The organism is Telluria sp. ZT3P26, assembly GCF_059686035.1.
The window spans coordinates 647,826-671,862 of sequence record NZ_JCASII010000001.1 but is presented as its reverse complement, the minus strand read 5'-3'; the positions used below and the strand labels follow the sequence as shown (position 1 = coordinate 671,862).

Genomic DNA, 24,037 nt, shown 5'->3' with positions numbered 1-24,037 from the left:
CATCCCGACGTCACCAATCCGCAGCTCAACCGATGAGCGAGACGATGACTGACCTGCAAACACTGCTGGACGCCCACCAGAACACCCGCCTGCTGCGCATGGCTTTCGCGGAGAACGACGGCCCACAAGCTACGCTGATGGTGAACCGGTTGGTCGGCACGGAATACGTGTCGCGCGACTTCGCCTACACGGTGGAACTCCTGAGCGACGACGCCAGGATCGAACTCGCGGCCATCCACGGCAAGCTGCTGTGCATCTCGCTTGTACAGGCTGACGGCAGCCTGCGTCCATTCACCGGGTATGTGAGCTCGTTCAAACTGGTCAAGACGGATGGCGGCGTGGCGTTCTACGAAGCCGTCCTGCGGCCATGGCTGGCGCACACGCGCCTGCGCCGCAACAACCGCCTGTTTCATGCGCAAAGCGTACGCCAGCAAACGGAGACGATCTTTGCCGGCTACGGCAGCCTGCCGGACTACGACTGGAAGGTCGCCGATGAGCAGCCACAATTCACGATGGCCACGCAGTGGGACGAGACCGATCACAACTATCTGTGCAGGCGCTGGGAAGCCGCTGGCTACAGCTATTGGTACGAGCATACGGGCGAAGGTCACATGCTGAAGGTCTGCGACGACTCGCGCACTGCAGACCCGATCGACGGGCCGTCGCCTGGTATTCGCTTTCATGGCGCCGGTGGCGCAGTCGACGAGGACGCGTTCAGCGACTGGAGTGCGTTGCGCCAGTGGGCGTCCGGCCAAGCGACGGTGAGCGGCTTCGACTTCAAGCATCCCTACCCGATCCACGCCGGTACCGTCACCATTGCCCGGCAGGGCGATGTGCCGAAACTCGAGGTGCACAGCTATGAGGGGCATTACGGCTTCCTGCACCACCCGGGCGCCTCCCGGCTTTCACGGCTGCGCATGGAGGAAATCGAAGCCCGCGGCGAGCTGTACGAAGCACGCGGCAATAATCGGCGCGTCGCTGTCGGCAGGTGGTTCAAGCTGCTTGACCATTTCAGTGAAAGCGAAGACAGCGAATTCCTGATTCTGGAAGTGCATCACGAAGCCAGCAATAATTATTTGCAAGGCAAGAATGTGCTTGCCGAGTACAAGAATCGCGTGCTTTGCCAGAGCAAGACCGTGCCTTGGCGTCCGGGCCGCGGCTTCAACAGTGCGACGACCAGGCTGCTGACCCTGCAGACCGCCATCGTGGTCGGCCCGGAAGGCCAGAGCAGCCTCAACGCGGGAGAGTTAGTCGAAATTCTAAATAGTTGCCCACCGCCACGAAAATAAATTATGAAAAACAAGTTCAAAATAATAGATATAAATCACATCCCCGGAGCAGCGTTACCAATTTCGGACCGGACGTTCTATCAGTGCGTGAACTGCTGGAGCATTCTAGTATCTAATCCTTCGGACAATGAATACTGCATCTGTGGAAACGTCTCCATTGATGTTGATGCGGGAAGGGCTGGAGCTAGAAACGAAAATTTTCTCCGAGTGTTACGGATAGCGAGTGCAGACTAATCCGCATGCATAGCCAAACTAACTGATGTAACTGACGCTGCATAATCAAATAAACCAGCCCTTCCAACGAAAGATTTAGTATCCGACCAGCATCAACAGGGCGATATGGAGCGCGATAAGATAACTGCATTGTTCATTCCAAAAACGGAATGATGCAGGAAATGAAGGATTTATATGGTGATATTGGTGGCTTTAGAAAAAAAAGTATTTTTTCTCCTATAGCAGACCGCTATTCAATAAGGTATTTTTTCACATGTGTCTCGTATGAATTTTCGCCATGGGGACTGTTCTAGAATTAGCCGTTGGGATGCAAGCACGCGCGTCTCAGTCGCAAATAAGACAGGTGTAACTCCAACCGCTGTGCAAGCTCCCCACCCGCTGTCGCACAACGTCCACACCCACCACCTCCTGAACATCGCCAACGCAACCTTTACTGCTAAAGTCTCGCATCTTTACAACAACCGCCCCCCCCCGTGAAAGCCATAACAAAACTCTTCGAACTCGGTTACGTGTTCATCGTCATCCTGTTCTTCGCCTGCGGCATCGGCCTCGTCGTGCTGGCTGGCGTCGAAATCTGGTCTGCCCTCAGCCCTTCCGCCGATACTTCTGCCCGCGAACGCTTCGACCTCATCCTGGAATGCATCGGCATGTTGACCATTGCCGTCGCCGCTCTGGGCCTTGGGCAAACCGTGCTGGAAGAAGAAATCCAGCGCGAAGCCAACATCAGCTCGCCAACCCGCGTGCGTCGCTTTCTGTCGCGCTTCCTGATCGTGGTCGTCGTGTCCCTGTCGGTCGAGTGCCTGATCGGGGTCTTCCAGTTCGTCCATGGCAGCCCTGAATATTTGCCACACGCTGCGTCAATAGGTATCGCCGCCGCCGCCCTGCTCGCAACCTGGGGCCTGTTCGTGCGGATGAATACGAGCGCGGAGGAACTCGAGCCGCATGCAATGCACGACGTGCAGGCGGAGGACAAAGTCATTGAAGGCGAAGACGTAGCGGAAGAAGGTGAACAGCACGCCGAAGAGCAGGGCGAGGATTACCACGGCGACTTGGACAAGAAGACGACGTAATCGAAAAAGCGTCAACGCCAAATAGTTGGCGTTGACGCTTGCTAAGGCGCCAAAAAATTCATCGCGGTGATCAAGCTTCGATCAGCTCGATAATAAAATTCAGTTCCGTCATCAGGAACACCACCCGCTTGCCTCCGAACGCGACTGCGGGTTTTGGCTCATTGAGCGGGAACCCGCCTTTCGAACGCAAATTGTCGAGAGTCGCATCGAAATCGGCTGTGCTGTAGGCCACATGGTTCAGGATATTGCGCCGCGACTTCAAGATCCCGTCCACCGGATTTCCCTCTCCGAACGGCGCGACCAGCTCATAGCAGATGCCTGACGCATCAAACAAGAACTGCACCTTTACCTTGATGACAGGATCAGTAAAGATCTCGGAGCGTCTGGTGATCGGGATGATGTTGCTGATGGCCTCATCGCCAACTGCGATATCGTGGACGAATACACCGATATGATCAAATTTCATTTCTTTACCAAATCCGCTTTGAGCAGTTCGGCAGCGCCGGCTGCCTGATTGAAATTACATGCAATTCCCAGATCGGTCATGTCGGCAGCATCCTCGATACAACGATTCAAGAGTTCGCTGAATATTTGCGCCCCTTCCTGGCTAAGGTGTGCGCCATCGACAAACATCGTCTCGGTCCACACCGGCTGCTGATGCTGTAGCAACTGGAAACCTGAATATTGCGAATCTACACGGTGCAGATAAGCGAGATAGGCCGCGTTATAGCGCTGGTCATGCGTGTTGCCAGTGTTGGTGTTATACGGCGTAATCAAGAAATAAGTCTTGATGCCGGCACGCTCCAGCATTGCCAGCGTCGCTTCAAAATAGCTTTGCTGAATGGGAAGCGGCGCAAACGGAACCGGTGTATGTTCCATGGCGTTGCGAGCACCGGCCTGCTGGGCTGCACGACCGTACGAAGGGTACCCGCGCGCCAGAACCACCTCATTGAATTTTTGGCGATTCATGTCCGTTCTCGCCATCAACCGGCTGTCAAGAAGACTGTCGAAGTAAATCGCCGGAAACCCGTAAGCATAGGCGATATCGCGGACGATACCATCGAGCCCTAGTTTCGGCGTTACTGCCAGATAGCTTTTGTCGTTCAGGCGTGCCGCTTCACGCCGCACCTCGGAAAGTTCGCGCCATCCAAGCGCGCCGTAACGTGCAGCGTTATCCCACAACCAAGGCTGGATGATCTCGAACGCCCCCGGATTAAATGACAACATCATCACTGCCGGCTTCGACTCACATGCCAGCATCGATTTGACGAAAAAGTAACTTTCGATTGGTGTGCCACCGGCGACGGCCAAATTGGTAGCGACCTTTTTCAAGCGCGCGGGAATCAGCGCGGAGTCCGCGCGCGAGTCGCCGAAAATCGCTACCTGGCCCAGGTCGCAGTGACTCACCAGGGAGCGCTTGGCATTCCATACCGAGTAACCCGTTTCCAGGAAGCGCTCGCGCTGCGTGGCCGTATATACCCATGAGACGCCCATGACCACAGTCACGCACAGCAGTAACGTCGCCAGGTAAGACAGGAGTGTGCTCCTGCCGATATCATCTTGTACCAGCATGTTTTCTTCTATAAAAAAGGTTGTCTTGCGTAATCGTTGCTGACATCAGAACTGAAAGTACATGAACTCGGATGTGCCGCCGAGCGCCATCAGGGAGACCGCCAGCATCACGCCAACCGCGCATGCCCACCTGGCATTGGCTTTCCAGATCAACGGCACACGCTTCGAAAACGCATCGACCTTGGTCAGCGCAGGACCGAACTGCCCCATGATTTGCTGTACGTTCGGGCAGCCCCAGACGATGATTGCCAGTACCAGCAGCCAGATCATGTCGGCTTTTCCGACCGCGAACACAAACCCGTTCAACCCCAGCATGCTCTGATACATCGTGATCGCATTGTCCAGCGATGATGAGCGAAACAGCACGAGTGCGACAACGACGGCGATATACGTCGCTGCAATATTCAGGATGCGGCGTAGCCACGCCGCCCATGGCGTGGAACTTTCGTTTGCAGTCCCCCTGAAAATTCGCATCGCGTGGTTGACGGTCAGGTAGGCGCCGTGGAGTAAACCGAACAACAGAAATTGCAACCCGGCGCCATGCCACAGGCCGATCAGCGCCATGGTCAGCATGGTCGGTAAGGCAGTCATCGACAAAAACCCGCCAAGTGTCTTCTGATTGGCACGCTTGGTGCCGAAGCCGTGATCGCTGCGCCAGCGCACGACTGCCAGTGCCATTGGGTTGTACAAATACTGGTTTAGATAGCGCGTCAACGTCATATGCCAACGCTGCCAATATTCAATGATGCTTTGCGATTTGAATGGGGAATTGAAGTTCAGCGGAAAGCGCACATTGAACATGCATGCCAGTCCGATGGCCATATCCGAGTATCCCGAAAAGTCGAAATACAGTTGCATCGAATAGCGAACTGCGACCCACCAGGCACCGTAGAAGGACAAATCGCCGGGGGCATCGAAGCCGGCAGTGACGTCGCCACCCAGGGGATCAGCAAGGACGGCCTTCTTGAAAAGCCCCATGACAAATATCGTCACGCCGACCGAGAAATTAATGAGCGAAAAACGGTAAGTCAGTTTTTCGGCAAATTGCGGCATCATTTCGCGGTGATGCAAAATTGGCCCGGCGATCAGGTGCGGGAAAAACGTCACGAACAAGACGTAATTCAAGAACCCACGCTCCTTGGCCACGCCCTGCTTCACATCGATCAGGTAGCCGATCTGGGTGAATGTGAAGAACGAGATGCCCAGAGGCAGAAGAATTGGATCGGCATGCACCTCGAAACCGGCGTTTTCAGTGAGGAACTTGGCAACCTCGAAAAAATACTTGTAGTAGAACAGCGCCAGCAGATTCAAGCCAACGGCAAGCGCCAGCAACGCACTTTGCAATGCCGGGCGCTGACCAGACCTGGCCACGACCTCAGACATACCGTAGTTGATCAGAATCGACGCGATCAGAATCGGAAGGAAGGCGGGATTCCACCATGCGTAGAACACCAGCGACGCCAGAATCAGCCAAGCTGCGGCCGATTGGCGACCATAGCGCGCGCTTGCAAAAAATCCTGCCAGTGCTACCGGCAGGAAAAATGCAATGAAAACATAAGAGTTAAACAGCATGGTTTCAGCGCGGTGTCGACTTACCCAATTTTCCAACGACCAGTTTCACCAAGTCGCCAACATTCTTCATTTCCTCGACTTCCGCCGTGTGAAATTTGATTTTGAATTCGCGTTCAACCTGGACAACGAGCATCACGTGGTTGACTGAGTCCCATTCGTCGATGTCGTCAGCGCTCATGCTGACATTGAGCTGCAGATCGGGCAGATCGAACAGATCGCGGAAAATTTCTTCAAGTTTGAGTAATACGTCTGCTTCGGTCATGCTAGTTCTCCGTGATAACAAAAAAGGTGGGGAGCGCCTGGTAGGCATCCAGGTGTAATTCGAATTGCTGATCCGTCCCTGACTGGTCTGGCAGCGCCGTGAAGCCCAAACGCAGGTAGTGTTCTGCGACCATGCTGTTCTTTTCCGTTGGACGGAAGTGACCGATCAGGCGGTTTGCACCCACCCGCCGCGCCTCATTGACGACGATGCCGAGCACCGCGTGCTCGACCTGCCGGCCGAGCACGCGACAACTCATGAGCCAGGTGTCGAGATCGATTGTTTTCTCAATCAGATAACCGATGACGATTGAAATAATGCCGTTGTCGCCAAATTTGTCGACTAACCGCATCTGAAGCGGTAGCGCCGCCGGATTTTCCAGAAGCTTGCCGACTTCGTCGGCGGAGTAACGCCTGGTGGTCAGGTTAAACTGGTTGGTTTTGTTGATCAGCTGAACCACGCGCGCCTGGTCCGAGTACGTGAATCGGCTCCAGTGCAGCGTCATGTCGAGGCTCTTGAGGTAACTGGGCAGATCGGTCGCGCTGTCGCGCTCGGATTCTCGTTCAATATTCGCCTTGTACTGTTGCGTGCGCATGGCGTCTTCCGCCGTCATTGCGATGCCTTCGAAGTAACCGGCGCGCGCAATCGTCGCGGTATAGAAGGCCGGATCTTCCGGCAACTCGGGCACGGCCACCATCGGCAATTCGCGGCGAACAATATTGCGTTCAAATGGGTTATCGTCTGCGAACACGATGGCATCAAGACCAATATTGAGCTGACGGGCAATCGCGCGAATAGCGGTCGCCTTATCACCCCAACTGGCAGAAAAGCAGGCGATATCGTCGCGCCGGAGAATCATGTCCGGGTGCTGCTCGAATGGCAACAAGGCGTTCTTCTCGTCGTTCTTTGAGCACACTGCAAGAATCACACCGCGCCTGGATAGGTCTTTTGCATAGCGCTGGAAATCGCTGAATGCCTCCCCCAGCGCATTACCCTGTCCCAGCACGATGCCGTCGATGCCGTCGTCACCGATGACCCCGCCCCACAACGTATTGTCGAGATCGAGCACCATGCATTTGCGGGATTTACCTTGCTGCGCCGCAAGAATCCTGCCGACGATGTCGCCATACATAGGCATGGCTGCCAGATGCACTTCCTGTTTGGCGCGGTGCCACATCGCCGGATCGTGCCACGCTGCCAAGCCATCCTCGGTTGCCCAATGATCGAGCGCCAGCAACGTAGCGCCCTCGTCGAGAGCGCATTTCCTGAGCTGTTCGTTCAGGCGTGCCACGAGTGCAGCAGGCGACCCGGGCAGCCGGTTTTCATTTTCGCCGAACAGCCGCGGGTGAATGGGCAGGATGGTTTGCTGGATGATCTCGCACCCGAACTTGCTGCGCGCGGAGCGCCACAACCCGACAATATGATCGATTGCCGCAGCGACGCGCACTTCGCTGGCCTCTGACGATTCGCCGACCTGATAACCAGCCAGCAGATGCCTGGCATCGAAGGCGAACAAGACGGTATTCGGCGCCCATGCATGCAGGTCCGAGCCTTCATCACGGATGTCCTGAACATATTGACCGTAATTTCCTTGATACAGGCTGACCCAGATATTGCGGCGCAGGGCGCCAACACGGATGCCTGCGTGCAGATGGTCAACCGTGGAGGACCCCAATACGGCAAGCCGCACCGGTTTTGTCTCAAGATGGACCGGACATTGCTTGAACAGCTTGAGCAGTTGACGATCTAGCTTGGTCGTCGCCATCATATCGAGACGCGCGTTGGCCAGTTCACCTAGCGCAGTCCACGCTGAAGCGTTATCCAGCGCCGTGACGCGTCGCAAACATTCATTCCAATCAGGTTGATGCGGCAACCAGGTGAGTTCCGGACTTGACATACTCTCTCGACATTCGTTAACAATAGAATTGTTAAACATGAAATTATAGTAAGAAACATTATTATTAGTGCAACCTGAAGTATAGAAATTAGCTTGCCTTATAGATAGTTTTTTTTTAGTTCTCGTACCAAAAATCAGAACTATGATGGGCCGGCGCAACAGTCAAGCCAACCCGATATAGGGAGCATCAGCGACGTTACCCAGAAAAGTGACTGGAAGCACTTGGTAAATCTGCCAAGTGCCGCTATAATCTCGTCTTCTTCGGGTCGTTAGCTCAGCTGGTAGAGCAGCGGACTTTTAATCCGTTGGTCGCAGGTTCGAATCCCGCACGGCCTACCAAAGATTCATCGACAACGCCAACCTTCGGGTTGGCGTTGTCGTTTTCGTTGTTCTTTTACTGCGCGCCCCATGCCCCAGACCATTGCCAGCGCCGTCCACCACGAACTGATCATCAAGAAAAGCCGCTTCATCGCGTGCGTGCAGCCGATGGCTGACCGTGCTGGCGCGCAGCAGGTCGTGGCGGCGCTGCGCGCGCAGCATCCTGGTGCGGCGCATGTGTGCTGGGCATTGCTGGCCGGCGGCCAGTCGGCGGCGGTCGATGATGGCGAGCCGAGTGGCACTGCCGGGCGGCCGATGTTCGATGTGCTGCGCCACCAGGATCTCGATGGCGTGCTGGCCACGGTGGTGCGCTACTTCGGCGGCGTCAAGCTCGGTGCAGGCGGCCTCGTGCGGGCCTATACCGACAGCGTGGCGCAGGCGCTGCTTGGCGCGCCGAAGATTCCGATCATCAAGCTGCGCCAGCTGCGCTGCAGCGCGCCGTATGCGATGGAAGGGATGCTGCGGCGCGAGCTCGATGCGGCCGGCGCCACGCTCGACGAGGTAGCCCATGGCGACGATGTGCAGTTCACGTTCAGCCTGCCGGCCAGCGACGCTGACGGCATCCGCGCGCGACTGGGCGACGTGGGCCATGGCCGCATTGTGTGGCCGCCGGACGACGACGAATCACTGCCCGGCTGAGCCGGCCCATTCGGGCGCCCTATACCTGTCATCACGACTCGTGAGCGGACGTTTGCGCCTGCAGCCGGTATAGTGACAGACCCAGCCGCAAATTCCTCCGTCGGCAGGGATCATTTTCCACCGCAGTACAACCACCTCCCCTGTGATCAAGAAAAGCCTACTTCCCCTCGCCCTTGGCGGCTTCGGCATTGGCATGACCGAATTCGTCATGATGGGCATCCTGCCCGATATTGCCAACGGTCTGCAGATCAGCATTCCGCAAGCCGGCTACCTCATCACCGCCTACGCGCTCGGTGTGGTGGTCGGCGCGCCGACCCTCGTCACCATTGTCGCCGGCCGTCCGCCGCGCACCGTGTTGATCTGGTTCATGCTGATGTTTGCCGTGTTCAATGCGATGTCGGCGTTCGCGCCGAACTTCGAGACGATGATGGCGTCGCGCTTCCTGGCCGGCTTGCCGCATGGCGCCTTCTTCGGCGTGGGCGCGGTCGTCGCCAGCCGCCTGGCCGAACCCGGCAAGACAGCGGCGGCGATGGCCATGATGTTTACCGGCCTGACGCTGGCCAATGTGCTGGGCGTGCCGCTTGGTACCTGGATCGGTCATGCGTTCGACTGGCGCATGGTGTTCCTGATCGTCGCGGTCATTGGCTTGCTGACCATGTGGAGCCTGTATCAGTGGGTGCCGCCGATCGCGCCAAGCAAACGCACGGGCCTGATGCAGGACCTGCGCATCTTCAGGCACCTCGATCTGTGGCTGGCCCTGGGCATCGTGTCGATCGGTACCGGCGGCTTCTTTGCGTGGTTCAGCTATATCGCGCCGCTGCTGACCGATGTCACGGGCTTCAGCACGGGTGCGCTGCCGCTGATCATGACGGCGGTCGGCGTCGGCATGACGGTCGGAGTGCAGTTTGGCGGCTATCTGGCCGACAAATTCCATCCGCTGCCAGCCCTGTTGATCCTGATGGTCTCGATGACCGCCCTGCTGCTGTGCAATGGCCTGATGGCCGAGTCGAAAATTGCGATGGTGGTGCTGGCGTTCCTGACTGGCGCCAACGCGCTGGCGATCGGTCCGCCGGTCCAGGTGCTCCTGATCGAGCATTCGCGCGAAGCCGAGATGCTGGGCTCGTCGCTGGGTCAGGCAGGCTTCAATGTCGGCAATGCGCTGGGCGCCCTGCTGGGCGGGATTCCGCTGACGCTGGGCTTTGCCTACACGGCGCCGCAGTGGGTTGCGGCGGCGATGGCGCTCTGCGGTGTGATCCTGACGGCATTGATGCTGACCCGTCGCCAGTGGAAAGCGCGCGAGTTGGCCAGGACAGTCGAGCGTATGCTCAGCGAAGCACAGCCGGCAACTTCGCCGCCAGCGTAACGAGAATCAAGTTCAGCCGCTTGCTCAGTCCGGACGCAGGCGGCGCCGGCGCGAGGCGACAACGCCAGCGATGCCCGCTGCGCCAGCCAGCATCAACGCCAGCGTGCCCGGCTCGGGCACCTCGGCCGGCGGCGTGTTCTTGACGAGCTCGAAGCCCGCCACGTCAACCGGCTTGAAGTAATGGTTCGAGTTCACCTGGACGCTCGAGTTCCATGTATCGGCAACCACCTGGCCATTGATCACGCCCCAGCCGTTTTCGACAGTGGCATACGGCGCCAGCACGCTGCCGATGATGCCCTTGACGTTGACTGTCTCAGCTTCATAGAAGTTGAACAACACGTTGTAGCCGCTCAGTGGTTCAAAGCCGATATTGCCGCCATTGAACCCGCCCTGCTTGCCGCTGATATTGAAGATCAGCGTCTGGCCTGCGCTCAGTCCGCTCAGCATCCAGTTGTCGCCGCCGTTGAAGAAGTCGGCGTTGACATTGAAGACGTCGACGCCGCCCTTGCCGCTGCCAGTGACCTTGTTGGCGCTGTACTGGCGCGTGACCGTGCCGGTGGATGCAACCAGGCTCAGGCCGCTGGCGATATCCTTGAACTGCTGGGTTGCAACGGCAAAATCGACCGGGCTGATGGTGGTGCCGGGCGTCTGCGCGGCATTGCTCAGTGTGGTGGTGCCGCCGGCATAGGTCTTGCCGTTGCTGATCGCGCCGTTTTGCAAGAACAGATTGCCGCCTGCGGCCACCGCATAGCCGCCATACGCGGCCTTGCCGTTCTGGTTGACTGCGTAACTGGCGATCGAGACATTGCCCCCGGAAACGATGGCACCTTCGACATCGCTCGAGTTGGCGGTGAAATTGCCAACGGTGAAGACATTGGCACCACCCATGACCGAACCGATATCGAGCACGCCGGCGTGCGCACCGGTCGTTGCCAGTGCTGCTGTTAGCAATATGCCAAGCTTAATCACGATAATTCCATGCAGAAATTGATAATGATTAATAGTATCATCACCACAAGCGGTTCTGCACAGCAAGCACATTACACGAGCGCGATACCACCCATTGCACGTGCGGTCTCGGCCGCTTCTTCCAGTATCTCGGCCAGCGTGACTTCATCGAACACGAAGTCGATCGCGTTTTCATCGTGCGGCGGCAGTGGCTCGCGCGGGGCGTCGAGCGGCGACGGCACCGGCGCGTACTGATTGGCCATCAGCAGCGTGTCGAGCAGTGTCGCGGGCGGCATATTCAGCCAGCCGCCACGCATGTCGGCAATGGCCTCGGCCACGGCCGGCGGAATCGACAGCTTCTTCATGACCTCGGCGCTGACCACGTCCTCGCACAGCGCGCCCCAGTTGTCGGCATCGTCATCGAGCAGGCCGGGAAATTCATCGGCCCGCGCCAGCAGGTAGAAAGCACCGACCTCGTGCACGATGCCAGCGAACAGCGCAGTGTCGGCATTGACGCCCGTCACGCGCCCCGCCAGCGAATAGGCAAGCGCGGCCATGTGGGTCGTGTGCTCCCACAATTGTTCCGCCTTGGCGCGCAGCTGTGGATCCTTGATGCGGTTGCCGAACTGGCGTACCACCAGGCTCGCGACGAGCGCCTGCAGGCGGCGGTAGCCGATGCGCGTGACGGCGGTGCGGACATTGGTCACGGGCAGCGAACTGCTGCCGCCACATGCCGCCGTGTTGGCCATGGCGACCGTGCGCGCAGCCAGTTGTGGTTCGGCCAGCACCAGCCTGATTGCCTCATCGATATGGCAATCGGGATTGTCGAGCGCCTGCTGCAGGCGCAGCACGGCATTCACGCTGGTGGGGAACGTAATTTCGCCGCGGACAGCTTGCGCGGCGATGTATCCAAATGCTTCGAGTTTGTTCACCCGGCGATTATAGCGCCCGCCGTAAGCCCCACCGGGCGTGTCTGCATGCCCCATGCCCGGCACGCGCCAACTGTGGCGTCAAGGCCACACGCACGCCGGATACAACAACGTCGTCCGCAGAACAAGTCCGGGGACGACGTCGTCATGACAGGCGCTGACCGCAGTGAGGTGCGGCCAGGTCCGGTTCAGGAATTACTTGGCCTTGTTGGCGTCGCGTGCTGCATCGCGGGTCGACTTGGCTTGCATTTCGCACTTGTCTTCTGCATCGCCTTTCAGGGCGTCGCATTTTTCGTCAGCCAGGTCGTACTCGGCTTCGATGACGTTGCCGCGGGCTTTCATCACGTTGTTGCCGGTGTTGTCGAACTTCACCACTGCATCGTGTTCGGCCTTTGCGCGCATCAGCTTGGCTTCATCTTCGCAGATGTCTTCTGCGTTGCCGCTCATGGCGTCGCACTTGTCTTTGGCGACTTTGTAGTCGGCCTTGGCCTTGTCCATGGCCGTTTTGTGCGCAGCCTTGTTGACGGTCTGGGCGGCTGCAGGTGCGATACCAACAGCGGCGAAGGCAGCGGCGGTGATCAAGGTGGCGATGAACGATTTCATGGTGATGTCCCTTATTAGGTTGTTGGTGTAGCCATTAAACGCCATCCCCAGCAACCGCTCTGTGCGGCACCGTACACTTATTAAAAAATCAATTAAGCAAATGCGGTTGATAGCCTGCTGCGGCTGTTGCCCTGGCAGGCGAAGCAGCGTGTGCGTCGCCCTCCAGCCGGAAGATGCTCACCAGCTGCGCCAGGCGCTGCGATTCGTCTTCCAGCGTGGCCGCCGAGCCACTGGCCTGCTGCACCAGCGCCGCATTCTGGCGCGTGGCTTCGTCAATCTGGCCGATCGCGCCATTGACCTGCTCGATACCGGCGTTCTGCTCGACCGTCGCATGACTGATCTCGGCCATGATGTCGGTCACGCGTTTGACGCCCGTGACGATCTCGCCCATGGTCTCGCCGGCGCGGTCGACCAGCACGGCGCCCGCATCGACGCGCTCGACCGAGCTGCCGATCAGGACCTTGATTTCCTTGGCTGCTGCTGCCGAGCGCTGGGCCAGGTTGCGCACCTCGGTGGCGACCACGGCAAATCCACGGCCCTGCTCGCCGGCACGCGCCGCTTCGACAGCGGCATTGAGCGCCAGGATGTTCGTCTGGAACGCGATGCCATCGATGACGCCGATGATGTCCACGATCTTCTTCGACGATTCGTTGATCGACGCCATCGTGTCGACTACCTGCGCGACGACCTCGCCGCCGCGCAGCGCCACGGCCGATGCCGACTCGGCCAGGCTGTTGGCCTGGCGTGCATTCTCGGCGTTCTGGCGCACGATGCCGGTCAGTTGGGCGACCGACGTGGCGGTGGCGTGCAGCGTGCCGGTCTGGCGCTCGGTGCGGCTGGACAGGTCGCGGTTGCCATCGGCAATTTCAGTGGACACGGCGCTGATTGCCAGTGTGCCGTTGCGCACCTGGGACACGATGCGCACCAGGCTGTCGCGCATCCCCTGCATCGCAAACAGCAGGCTCTTGTTGTCGCCCGGGCGGGTGACGATCGCCACGCCCAGGTCGCCGCCGGCAATGGCCGAGGCGATCGATGCCGCGTAATCCGGCTGGCCGCCCAGTTGACGCAGCAGGCCACGGGCCGTGTACCAGGCAGCCAGCGAACCGGCGGCAATCGCGCCGACGCACAGCAGCGCCATCCAGCCGACGAATCCCTTGGCCATCGCGCGGGCATCGGCGGCCGCTTCGTTATTCAGTTTTTCTTCGAGATCGATCAGGCGGTTGATGCTGGCGAGCCAGCCGCTGAACGCCGGCGCGGCCGATTGCGACAGCAGCGCGGCTGCTTCGGCGCCCTGGCCGGCAGCGTGCAGCGCGATCACGCGCTCGATCAGCGGCTTGGTGATGTTTTCCTGCGCCTTGATGGCGGCCAGCGCGTCCTTCTCTTCTGGGAGCATGTCGGTGCGCTCGGCGAACAGGGCGTCCAGCGGGCCGGCCGAGCGCGCGTAGTTGTCGTCCAGCGTCTTGATCAGCGCGATGGGCGTTGCAGCGCCCGCCGGATCAGCCGCCAGCACCACGTCGCGCAAGGCAATCGCGCGGTCGTGCACGCTGCCGCGGAAATTGATCGCGTAGCGCTGCTTGACGCTGTTGACGTCATTGATGTAATTCAGGACATTTTCGATGCGCCCCACGCGGCTTGCGCCCAACGCGACCAGGACGATCATCAGCAAAAAGACGACGCCATAGCCGAAAGCCAGCCGGGCGCCGATCGTGAGGTTCTTGTTTTTCATGGGAAGGGTCGAGATATATGGGTCGCAAAGAAAACTGTCTGTTTTCTTTCAGCGAGCGCAAATATATCACCCGATATTGCCCATTGGAATCAAATCTGAATCGTGTGCACCATTACGCAACACCTGCCCGTGGTCGGTCGTGACAACCACGGGTCGGCGCGTGTCAGCGCACGGTTGCCAGCGCCGCGCCCTGCTCCCAGCCACCACCCAGGGCACGCACCACCGCCACCGTCGCCAGCAGGCGCTGGGTGCGGATCTGCGCTGCGGCGCGGTCGGCCGCCAGCGTGCTGCGCTGGGCATCGGTCACGTCCAGATAGGTCGACACGCCACGGTCGTAGCGCGCCTGCGCTACCAGCAGCGCACGCGCCGCCGCCTGCTGTGACTGGGCCTGCACCTCGCCCTGCCTGGAGCGCTGCTCGACGTCCGACAACGCATCTTCGACTTCGCGCAGCGCCGTCAGCAGGCGCGTTTCGTGATTTGCCCGTGCCTCGTTGTAGCGCGCTTGCGCCAGCGCCAGATTGGCGCGGTTGCGGCCACCGTCGAAGATCGGCAGCGACAGGGCCAGCGGCCCGGCCGAGAACTGGCGCGCACCGCCGCTGGCCAGGTCGTTCAGGCTTTGCGAGGCGTAGCCGAAGTTCCCTGTCAGCGACAGCGCCGGATAGAACGCGCCTTCGGCCACGCCAATCTGCGCATTGGCCGCCTTCAGCTGCGCCACGCTGGCCGCCAGGTCGGGGCGCTGGCCCACGAGGCTGGCCGGCAGGCCCACCGGAATCGCTGGCGGCTGCGGCAATGCGCCCGCCGCCGTCTCGGGCAGGAGCGGTGCAGTAGGCGACGCGCCCACCAGCGTGGCCAGTGCATGCTCGACCAGGTTGCGCTGACGCTGGACTTCGTGCAGGTCGGCTTCGGCGTTGGCACGCTCGATGCGGGTGCGCGACACATCGAGCTCGTTCGACAGCCCGGCATTGAAGCGCGCTTCGATCAGGTCCTGCGACTCACGCCGCGTTGCCAGCGCATCGCGCAGGATCGCCATTTCGGCGTCCAGCCCGCGCAACTGCCAGTAATTCGACGCCACCTGGCCCGAGAGCATCAGCAGCACGCCATCGCGATCGATCTGCGCGGCCAGTGCCTGCGCGTCGCTCGCTTCGACGATGCGGCGCACGCGGCCCCACAGGTCGAGCTCATACGAGAACGACGCGGCCACACTGTAGTTGTTGCCCTCGATCGAGCGGCCGCCGAGGGCCAGGCCCTGCGACGTTTCGCTCGACGTGCGGGCATTCGACACGCCCGCGCCCACCGACACGGACGGCAGCTGCCCGGCGCGCACGACGCCCAGCTGCGCCTGCGCCTGCAGCAGGCGTTGGGCCGCCGCTTCGACGCCCGGGTTGTCGCGCAAGGCGCGCGCTTCCAGCGTATCGAGCGTCGCGTCGCCAAACACCTGCCACCAGGTGGCAGGCAGGTGCGCGCCGTCCGTGCTGGCATCGACGTGGCGGAATGCCGCATCGGCGGGTGCCGGCGGCGCCTTGAAATCCGGGCCCAGCGTGGTGCAGCCGGCGAACAGGGTGCTGATGGCGATCGCGAGGACGCCGTCAAGTACAGGCTTGAACATGGTTTGTCTTTTCAATTGAATGCGGGTTCAGTGACCACCGCCCCCACCGCCGGGCGACTTAACCTTGTCGGCCATCCAGATCGCCGCGATGCAGCCGATCAGGATGATGCCGATGATCCAGAAGCCGTCGTTGTAGGCCATCACATACGATTCACGCCGCACGAGGCGGTCGACCACGCCCAGTGCCTGGTTGGCCGCCGCCGCCGGGTCGATGCCCTTGGCGATGAAGGCCTGGGTCAGCATGTCGAGCCGCTCCTGCGTGGCCGGCGCATAGGTCGATACGGACTCGCCCAGGCGCGCCGAGTGAAAGTGTTCGCGGTTGGTCAGCGTGGTGGCCAGCAGCGCGATGCCGACCGAGCCACCGAGATTGCGCGTCATGTTGAACAGACTCGAGGCCGAGCCCATTTCGCGCGGCGGCAGGCCGGACATGGCGAAGTTCGACAGCGTGAGCATCACGAACGGCTGGCCGATGGCGCGCACGACCTGGGTCCACATCAGCTGGTCGTAGCCGGTGGTGGCATCCATCGTCGAATTCATGATGCACGAGATGCCAAACATGAACAGGCCGAAGCTGCACAGGATGCGGTTGTCCACCTTGGAGGACAGCTTGGCCGCGAACGGCATCACCAGCAGTTGCGGCAGGCCGACCCAGGCAATCACTTCGCCGATCTGCATCGGCGTGTAGCCGGCGATCTGGCCCAGGTACAGCGGCAGCAGGTAGGCCGAGCCATACAGGCCCATGCCGATCACCGCCGACAGCGTCGTCGCGACCAGGAAGTTACGCTGGCCGTACAGCGCCAGGTTCACGAACGGATCGGGGCGCGTAAAACTGAGCGCAATCCAGCCCAGGATGCCGGTCAGCGACAGCGCGGCGAAGGTCACGATGAAGCTCGAATCGAACCAGTCCTTCGAGTTGCCCTCCTCCAGGAAGATCGTCAGGCACGCCAGGCCCATGGCCATCAGCGCGATGCCGAGCCAGTCGGCCTTGATCAGCGTGCGGACATTGGATTTTTCAGGATCCATCCCCCACAGCATGCCGGCAATCAGCAGCACGCCCGGCACCCAGTTGATGTAGAAGACCGACGGCCAGCCATACAGCTCGGTCAGATAGCCGCCCAGCGTCGGGCCCATGGCCGGCGCCAGCGTTGCCGTCAGGCCGAAGATGGCCATGCCGGTGGCGCGCTTGGACGGCGGCAGGCGCGTCATCACGAGCATCATCGCCATCGGGATCAGCGCGCCGCCGGTAAAGCCCTGCAGCATGCGAAACACGATCATGCTCTCGAGGCTCCAGGCCGCGCCGCACAGCGTCGAGAACACGAGGAACAGTACGGTGGTGCCCACCATGTAATTGCGCATGCCGAAGGCGCGTGTGAACAGCGCCGTCATCGGGATCACGACAATCTCGGCGCACAGGTAGGCGGTGGAGATCCACGAGCCTTCTTCCTGCGTGGCCGACAGCGTGCCGAGGATGTCGCGCAGCGACGAATTGGTGATCTGGATGTCGAGCACCGCCATGAAGGCGCCCAGCATGCCGGCGGCGATCGCGACCCAGGTGCGCAGGTCGACTGCGGCCCCGTTGGCGGGCGCGCCGGGCATCCCGCTGCCCATCGCGCCCGACGGGGCTGATTTGCTCAAGCTCGTCATGGTGTGCTTAGCGCGCGGCTGCGGTCTGCGTCGGTTTCACGTCCTGGTTCAGCCTGACCTCGGCCACCACCGACATGCCCGGCACCAGGCGGCCCGCGTACTTCTTGACGTCCTGCGGATCGAGCGTGATCTTGACCGGCACGCGCTGGACGATCTTGGTGAAGTTGCCGGTGGCGTTATCGGCCGGCAGCAGCGCGAACTGGTTGCCCGACGCTGGCGAGAAGCTGTCCACGCGGCCGACCAGATGATGGTCGGGCAGCGCATCAACTTCGAGGCTCACGGCCTGGCCCGGCGCAAGGCCGCCCAGCTGCGTTTCCTTGAAGTTGGCGACGACCCAGACGTTGTCTTCGACCACCGCCAGCATTGCCTGCCCCGGCTGCACGCGCGCGCCGACTTCGACGCTGCGCCGGCCGATGCGGCCCGCCACCGGCGCCACGATGCTGTTGTAGGCCAGCTGCTGGCGCGCGTCCTTCAGCTGCGCCTGCAGCACCTTGATTTCGGCCTTGAGCACATCGCGGCCCGCTTCGGCAGCACCGATCTGGGCCTGCGCGGCGGCGGCATTGTCGCGGCGCGCGGCCACGTCGGCCACGGCGCTGGCGCGCGCTGCGCTCGACGCATCCACTTCGGATTTCGACACGGCTTTCATCGTGTCGTTGTACAGCTGGCCGAAACGCTCGGCGTCCTGGCGGGCGCGCAGCAACTGGGCTTCGGCCTGGCGTACCTGGGCGCCGGCGGCGCCGGCCTGGGCGCGCACCTGCAGCAGCTGGGCGTCGGACTGCTTGACCTGCTGCTCCATGCTGGCAATCTGCGCCTGGATCTGTTCGACGCGCACGGCCTGGTCGGCCGGATCGAGCAGCGCCAGCACGTCGCCCGCCTTGACCATCTGGTTGTCTTCGACCAGTACCTTGGTGACCACGCCGGCCACGCGCGACGAGACCTGGTGCATGCGCCCGGTGACGTAGGCGTTTTCGGTTTCCACGAAATGGCTGCTGCGGTACCACATGCGCCCACCGGCGCCGATGGCCAGCAGTGCAATCACACCGACCACGACCAGAACGCGCTTGTTGGGCGGCTTCTTGGCGGCGGGAGCGTCCGCCCGAGGTTGCGCTGCGCTCGCCTGCCCTGCCTTGATGTCGTTCTCTGCCATGGTGCTGCTCCGAAATGAAATGAAATGGATTCGTCGCATTATTCGCCATCAATACAACGAAGTCAAGAAATGAAACGGTTGCATTTCATTTTATTTTGCTCTAGAGTCGAATGTATGAATACAGCATCGACTTGCACCAAATCCGCCGGGCGTCCCAAGGCAGCCGACGTCGAAACGCGCAACCAGGAACTGATCGAGGCTGCGTGCCGGCTGTTCCTGAAAAACGGCTATACCCGCACCAGCCTTGAATCGATCGCGCGCGAAGCGCGGGTGGCCGTGCGCACCATCTACGTGAAGTTCGGCGGCAAGGCCGGCCTGCTCAAGGCCGTGCTTGCATCGCGCCGGGAGCGCCTGTTTGCAGAGCGCAATATGGATCTCGACACGCGCCCGCTGCGCACGATCCTGGATGAATTCGCGCGCGACTTCTACACCCTGCTGGTCGAGCCCGACGCGCTTGCGTTGCAGCGGGTGGTGATCGCCGAAGCCAGCACGAATCCCGAACTGGCGGAAGCGTTCTACGAAGGCGGCCCGCGCATGACGCGCGAAATGCTGGCGCGCTTCTTCGCGCGGCCGGATATCCGGCAGCAACTGCGCGACGACGTGCCGCCATCCATCATCCTGACGCACCTGATCGGCTGCATCAACGGCGACCCGGTCGGGCGCTTTCTGTTCCCGGACGCCGAGCCGTCCGGCGAGGAAGCACGGCGCCAGCTGGCAGCACGCATGGAACTGTTCTACAGCAGCGTGCTCAAAGCTGACCGCGCTTCCTGAATGTAGCCATGCGGAAAAAGTCGGTGTGCCATCGTACCGACAGCCTCGCCAAACTATGTCATTATGTAAATGTTCACAACGGGTGTCGTGAATTCAAATAAGAGCGGTGTGACCGCGAGGAGAAAGTATGAGCAAGTCGTCCAGATACGAATGGCGTGATCAGGCAGCTGCCCTGCAAGAGCGTATGAAGAGCTTTATCGAAAATCCGGGCGATGACCAGCTGGAAGCAGTCATCGCCGACATGCGTACCTACGCAGCAGCCGCCAAGAATGGCGCAATCGATATTCCGGAGCGCTTCGTCAGCTTCGCCTGAAGCCTGCGATGCCGCTGCCTCCATGCCGCCCGGTGCAAACCTGGCGGCATTTTTTTTGTCGGATGTTGTCAGGCGGTCGACAGCGGCACCGGCCGGTCCTGCTCGTCGGCCTCGTGGACGCGGGTGAGAAAATGCATCTTGCGCGGCGCCCGGTGCCGTTCGTGGAGCTCACGCGTGACGACCTCGACGCGGCGTGGCCGCAAGGCAAGCTGACACGGATCCGCAACCCCGCCGCCGCCGGGTATCGCATCGGCCAGTTGCTGCGCCAGCGGCTGGGCCACGGTGCCGGAGATGACCGTGGCTGTGCCATGGATCGCGGTGTGGAGTTCGAACGCATGGGATTGCGGCAGCACGTACACGGTGCCGAGGTAGTCGTTGCTGTACTCGTCCATATGCCCTCCGGGGCTGTGCGAGAAACGCGGCATCTGCGCTGCCGCAGCGTAGATTCATCTTAGACCTTTGACAGCATGCTGCAAGCGGCATGCACGATGCTGGCGCCCAAAAAAAACCGGGACCTTCACGGTCCCGGTTTTGCTTGCCACGTTATCGATCAGCGCTTGCGCGGTGGTGGCAGATCGGTACAGACACCTTCGTAGGCTTCGGCTGCCATGCCGATCGACTCGCCCAGCGTCGGGTGCGGGTGGATCGTCTTGCCGATGTCCACGCCGTCGGCGCCCATCTCGATCGCCAGCGCGATCTCGCCGATCATGTCGCCTGCATGCGTGCCGACGATGGTGCCGCCGACGATGCGGTGCGTTTCAGCGTCGAACAGCAGCTTGGTGAAGCCTTCGTCGCGGCCATTGGCCACGGCGCGTCCGCTGGCGTTCCACGGGAAGTGGCCCTTCTCGACCTTGATGCCCTGCTGCTTGGCTTCGTCTTCCGTCAGGCCGACCCATGCCACTTCAGGATCGGTGTAGGCCACCGATGGAATGACCTTGGCGTCGAAGTGGGTCTTCTTGTCGAAGGCCGCTTCGGCCGCCACGTGCGCCTCGTGCACTGCCTTGTGCGCCAGCATCGGCTGGCCCACCAGGTCGCCGATGGCGAAGATGTGCGGCACGTTGGTGCGCATCTGGCTGTCCACGGCGATGAAACCGCGCTCGCTCACCGTGACGCCGGCCTTGTCGGCAGCGACCTTCTTGCCATTCGGGCTGCGGCCCACGGCCACCAGAACCAGGTCGTACAGCTGCGGTTCCGGCGCGGCAGCACCCGCTTCGGCCGCTTCGAACGTGACCTTGATCCCTTCCGGCAGCGCTTCCACGCCGACGGTCTTGGTCTTCAACATGATGTTGTCGAAGCGGTGCGCGTTGTACTTCTGCCAGACCTTGACGGCCTCGCGGTCCGCGCCCTGCATCAGGCCATCCATCATCTCGACCACGTCGATGCGCGCGCCAAGGGTCGAATACACGGTCGCCATTTCCAGGCCGATGATGCCGCCACCGATGACGAGCATCTTCTTCGGTACCTGGCGCAATTCCAGCGCGCCCGTCGAATCGACGATGCGCGGGTCTTCCGGCACGAACGGCAGCTTGACGACCGACGAACCGGCCGCAATCACGGCCTTCTTGAAGGCGATGACCTTCTTGCCGCCATCGGCTGCGGTGACCTCGATGTGGTTCGGGCTGACGAACTGTCCGACGCCCTGCACCGTGTTGACCTTGCGCGCCTTGGCCATGAAGGCCAGGCCGCCGGTCATCTTCTTGATCACGCCATCCTTGTAGCCGCGCAGCTTGTCGATGTCGACCTCTGGCTTGGCAAATGCCACGCCCAGATCGGCCATGTGCGCTGTTTCATCCATGACGGAGGCCACGTGCAGCAGCGCCTTCGACGGGATGCAGCCCACGTTCAGGCACACGCCGCCCAGCGTCGCGTACTTCTCGACCAGCACGGTGTTCATGCCCAGGTCGGCCGCGCGGAACGCAGCAGAGTAGCCGCCGGGACCGGCGCCCAGCACCATCATGTCGCACTCGATGTCGACCGCGCCGGTGTAGCTCGACGGGGTCGGTGCAGGACCAGCGGGCGCTGGCGCCGGGGCCGGCTTGGCGGGCGCCTGCGATTCGGTCGGCGCGGCTGGCTTGTCCGCCGGCTTGTCGGCCGGCTTGGCCTCGGCCGCAGGGGCAGCAGCAGGAGCAGCAGCAGCGGCGCCCTCCTCCACCGTCAGCAGCAGCGTGCCTTCGTTGATCTTGTCGCCGACCTTGACCGTGATCGACTGCACCACGCCCGCGTGCGTCGACGGGATTTCCATGCTGGCCTTGTCGGACTCCACGGTGACCAGGGACTGGTCGACCTTGATCGTGTCGCCGGCCTTGACCATCAACTCGATCACTTCGACGTCCTTGAAGTCACCGATATTCGGGACTTTCACTTCAACAGTGCTCATCAGTGCGCTCCAATCACAGAAGGGTCTTGCGCAGGTCCGCCAGCACTTCGCCCAGGTAGGCGGAGAAGCGCGCGGCGCCGGCGCCGTCGATCACGCGGTGATCGTACGACAGCGACATCGGCAGCATCAGGCGCGGCTGGAAGCTTGAGCCATCCCACACCGGCTTCATCGCCGACTTGGACAGGCCCAGGATAGCCAGTTCAGGTGCGTTGATGATCGGGGTGAACGCGGTACCACCAATGCCGCCCAGCGACGAGATGGTGAACGTTGCGCCCTGCATCGCGGTTGGCGGCAGCTTGCCGTCACGCGCCTGCGCCGACAGTTCGCCCATTTCGGTGGCGATCTGCGAGATGGTCTTCTTGTCCGCATCTTTCACGACAGGGACCACCAGGCCATTCGGCGTGTCGGCTGCGAAGCCGATGTTGTAGTACTGCTTCGTGATCAGCGCCGCGCCATCGCCCGACAGCGACGCATTAAATTGCGGGAACTTCTTCAGCGCGGCGACGCTTGCCTTGATGACGAAGGCCAGCATGGTCAGCTTGACAGCGGACTTCTGCTTGGCCAGCGATGCGTTGGTGTCGACGCGGAACTGCTCCAGGTCGGTCACGTCGGCTTCGTCGAAGTGCGTCACGTGCGGGATCATGACCCAGTTGCGATGCAGGTTCGGGCCCGAGATCTTCTTGATGCGCGACAGCGGCACGGTTTCGGTCGGACCGAATTTCGAGAAGTCCAGGGATGGCCAGGCCAGCAGGTCCAGGCCGACGCCACTGCCACCGGCTTTGCCTGGTGCAGCAGCAGGCGGCGCTGCCATCACGCCCTTGACGAAGTTCTGCACGTCCTGCTGGGTGATACGGCCTTTCGGACCGCTGCCCGGCACACGGCCCAGGTCCACGCCCAGTTCGCGCGCGAACTTGCGGATCGATGGCGAAGCGTGGGCTTTCGCGCCGGTCACGCCTGGGGCGGCTGGTGCTGGTGCTGGTGCGGCGGCTGGTGCAGGTGCTGCAGCGGGTGCCGGTGCCGGCGCGGCAGCAGCAGGTGCAGCGGCGGCTGGCGCGGCTGCAGGTGCGGCAGCCGGCGCGCCACCGGTCGCTTCCACGACCAGCACGAGCGAATCCTTGGCCACCTTGTCGCCAACCTTGACCTTGATTTCCTTGACCACGCCGGCATGGCTCGACGGGATTTCCATGCTGGCCTTGTCCGATTCGACGGTCAGCAGCGACTGGTCAACCTTGATCGTGTCGCCCACCTTGACCATCAGTTCGATGACTTCGACTTCTTTAAAATCGCCGATGTCCGGCACGGTCACGTCGACCAGGCCGCCGGATGCAGCGGGTGCGGCGGCCGGCGCTTCGGCAGCAGCCGGCGCAGGGGCAGCCGGTGCAGCGGCAGGTGCAGCTTCGGCAGCCGGGGCAGCAGCAGGCGCGTCAGCCGCGCCGCCCGCTTCTTCGAGCAGCAGCACGAGCGAACCTTCGGCAACCTTGTCGCCGACGTTGATCTTGATTTCCTTGACCACGCCGGCGTGGCTCGACGGGATCTCCATGCTGGCCTTGTCCGACTCGACGGTCACCAGGGACTGGTCCACCTTGATGGTGTCGCCCGGCTTGACCATCAGCTCGATCACTTCCACTTCCTTGAAGTCGCCGATATCAGGGACTTTGACTTCCACAATGCTCATAGTGTTAGCTCCGTTATTTTTTGAG

At 61.3% G+C, this 24,037-nt stretch carries 21 protein-coding genes and 1 tRNA gene; 7 read left to right on the top strand and 15 right to left on the bottom strand.

What is annotated here, in order from left to right; all coding sequences use genetic code 11:
- Positions 1-32 precede the first annotated feature (32 nt).
- Together AC56LN_RS02920 and AC56LN_RS02915 are read left to right on the top strand one after the other, a co-directional pair.
- Positions 33-1,289, top strand: a complete 1,257-nt coding sequence (locus AC56LN_RS02920) for a type VI secretion system Vgr family protein (RefSeq protein ID WP_499569863.1) — start codon at positions 33-35, stop codon at positions 1,287-1,289.
- A 707-nt stretch (positions 1,290-1,996) separates the two neighbouring features.
- Entirely contained in the window at positions 1,997-2,593 is a 597-nt protein-coding gene (locus tag AC56LN_RS02915; RefSeq protein ID WP_499569862.1) for a hypothetical protein, read from the top strand.
- Between the two features lie 70 nt (positions 2,594-2,663).
- Here the strand turns inward: AC56LN_RS02915 and AC56LN_RS02910 are convergent, their stop codons facing one another.
- The 5 genes from AC56LN_RS02910 to AC56LN_RS02890 are packed head-to-tail and all read right to left on the bottom strand — an operon-like array spanning position 2,664 to position 7,893.
- Positions 2,664-3,059: a VOC family protein gene (locus tag AC56LN_RS02910; protein ID WP_499569861.1), complete on the bottom strand. Its 396-nt coding sequence runs from the start codon at positions 3,057-3,059 to the stop codon at positions 2,664-2,666.
- Entirely contained in the window at positions 3,056-4,165 is a 1,110-nt protein-coding gene (locus AC56LN_RS02905) for an SGNH/GDSL hydrolase family protein (protein WP_499569860.1), read from the bottom strand. The genes AC56LN_RS02910 and AC56LN_RS02905 overlap by 4 nt, the downstream gene beginning before the upstream one ends.
- Before the next feature lie 45 nt (positions 4,166-4,210).
- Positions 4,211-5,737 (bottom strand): MBOAT family O-acyltransferase, encoded by a 1,527-nt coding sequence (locus AC56LN_RS02900; RefSeq protein ID WP_499569859.1) that lies wholly within the window; start codon positions 5,735-5,737, stop codon positions 4,211-4,213.
- Positions 5,738-5,741: 4 nt separating this feature from the next.
- Entirely contained in the window at positions 5,742-5,999 is a 258-nt protein-coding gene (locus AC56LN_RS02895) for an acyl carrier protein (protein WP_499569858.1), read from the bottom strand.
- Position 6,000: 1 nt separating this feature from the next.
- The gene (locus AC56LN_RS02890; RefSeq protein WP_499569857.1) at positions 6,001-7,893 is read right to left on the bottom strand and encodes an HAD-IIIC family phosphatase; all 1,893 of its coding nucleotides are present in this window, start codon (positions 7,891-7,893) and stop codon (positions 6,001-6,003) included.
- Between the two features lie 263 nt (positions 7,894-8,156).
- Between AC56LN_RS02890 and AC56LN_RS02885 the strand changes: the two genes are divergently transcribed.
- From AC56LN_RS02885 to AC56LN_RS02875, 3 genes are all read left to right on the top strand, one after another.
- Positions 8,157-8,232: transfer RNA gene (locus AC56LN_RS02885), tRNA-Lys, on the top strand.
- Positions 8,233-8,301: 69 nt separating this feature from the next.
- Positions 8,302-8,910, top strand: coding sequence for an IMPACT family protein (locus AC56LN_RS02880; RefSeq protein ID WP_499569856.1), 609 nt, complete (start codon positions 8,302-8,304; stop codon positions 8,908-8,910).
- A 142-nt stretch (positions 8,911-9,052) separates the two neighbouring features.
- A complete protein-coding gene (locus AC56LN_RS02875; RefSeq protein ID WP_499569855.1) occupies positions 9,053-10,273 on the top strand; it encodes an MFS transporter in 1,221 nt (406 codons plus the stop codon).
- Positions 10,274-10,297: 24 nt separating this feature from the next.
- On the opposite strand, the gene AC56LN_RS02870 is transcribed toward AC56LN_RS02875, so the two are convergent.
- The 7 genes from AC56LN_RS02870 to AC56LN_RS02840 form a co-directional block, all read right to left on the bottom strand.
- Complete coding sequence (locus AC56LN_RS02870; RefSeq protein ID WP_499569854.1) at positions 10,298-11,242, bottom strand: choice-of-anchor A family protein; 945 nt, start codon at positions 11,240-11,242, stop codon at positions 10,298-10,300.
- Between the two features lie 71 nt (positions 11,243-11,313).
- A complete protein-coding gene (locus tag AC56LN_RS02865; protein ID WP_499569853.1) occupies positions 11,314-12,153 on the bottom strand; it encodes an HDOD domain-containing protein in 840 nt (279 codons plus the stop codon).
- 192 nt (positions 12,154-12,345) lie between these two features.
- On the bottom strand, positions 12,346-12,753 hold the full coding sequence (locus AC56LN_RS02860) for a cell envelope biogenesis protein TolA (protein WP_183555851.1): 408 nt from the start codon (positions 12,751-12,753) through the stop codon (positions 12,346-12,348).
- Between the two features lie 88 nt (positions 12,754-12,841).
- On the bottom strand, positions 12,842-14,479 hold the full coding sequence (locus AC56LN_RS02855; RefSeq protein ID WP_499569852.1) for a methyl-accepting chemotaxis protein: 1,638 nt from the start codon (positions 14,477-14,479) through the stop codon (positions 12,842-12,844).
- A gap of 163 nt (positions 14,480-14,642) precedes the next feature.
- Positions 14,643-16,085, bottom strand: a complete 1,443-nt coding sequence (locus AC56LN_RS02850; RefSeq protein ID WP_499569851.1) for an efflux transporter outer membrane subunit — start codon at positions 16,083-16,085, stop codon at positions 14,643-14,645.
- 27 nt (positions 16,086-16,112) lie between these two features.
- Entirely contained in the window at positions 16,113-17,729 is a 1,617-nt protein-coding gene (locus tag AC56LN_RS02845; protein ID WP_499569850.1) for a DHA2 family efflux MFS transporter permease subunit, read from the bottom strand.
- 7 nt (positions 17,730-17,736) lie between these two features.
- Positions 17,737-18,876, bottom strand: a complete 1,140-nt coding sequence (locus AC56LN_RS02840) for an HlyD family secretion protein (RefSeq protein ID WP_499569849.1) — start codon at positions 18,874-18,876, stop codon at positions 17,737-17,739.
- Positions 18,877-18,990: 114 nt separating this feature from the next.
- Between AC56LN_RS02840 and AC56LN_RS02835 the strand changes: the two genes are divergently transcribed.
- Positions 18,991-19,647, top strand: a complete 657-nt coding sequence (locus AC56LN_RS02835) for a TetR/AcrR family transcriptional regulator (RefSeq protein ID WP_499569847.1) — start codon at positions 18,991-18,993, stop codon at positions 19,645-19,647.
- A 127-nt stretch (positions 19,648-19,774) separates the two neighbouring features.
- A complete protein-coding gene (locus AC56LN_RS02830) occupies positions 19,775-19,960 on the top strand; it encodes a hypothetical protein (RefSeq protein ID WP_183555857.1) in 186 nt (61 codons plus the stop codon).
- Positions 19,961-20,028: 68 nt separating this feature from the next.
- Here the strand turns inward: AC56LN_RS02830 and AC56LN_RS02825 are convergent, their stop codons facing one another.
- The 3 genes from AC56LN_RS02825 to aceF form a co-directional block, all read right to left on the bottom strand.
- Positions 20,029-20,352 carry a hypothetical protein gene (locus tag AC56LN_RS02825; RefSeq protein ID WP_499569846.1) on the bottom strand — a complete coding sequence of 108 codons (324 nt, stop codon included), beginning with the start codon at positions 20,350-20,352 and terminating at the stop codon, positions 20,029-20,031.
- 158 nt (positions 20,353-20,510) lie between these two features.
- Positions 20,511-22,337, bottom strand: a complete 1,827-nt coding sequence (gene lpdA, locus AC56LN_RS02820) for a dihydrolipoyl dehydrogenase (RefSeq protein ID WP_499569845.1) — start codon at positions 22,335-22,337, stop codon at positions 20,511-20,513.
- Between the two features lie 13 nt (positions 22,338-22,350).
- The gene (aceF, locus tag AC56LN_RS02815; protein WP_499569844.1) at positions 22,351-24,012 is read right to left on the bottom strand and encodes a dihydrolipoyllysine-residue acetyltransferase; all 1,662 of its coding nucleotides are present in this window, start codon (positions 24,010-24,012) and stop codon (positions 22,351-22,353) included.
- Positions 24,013-24,037 lie beyond the last annotated feature (25 nt).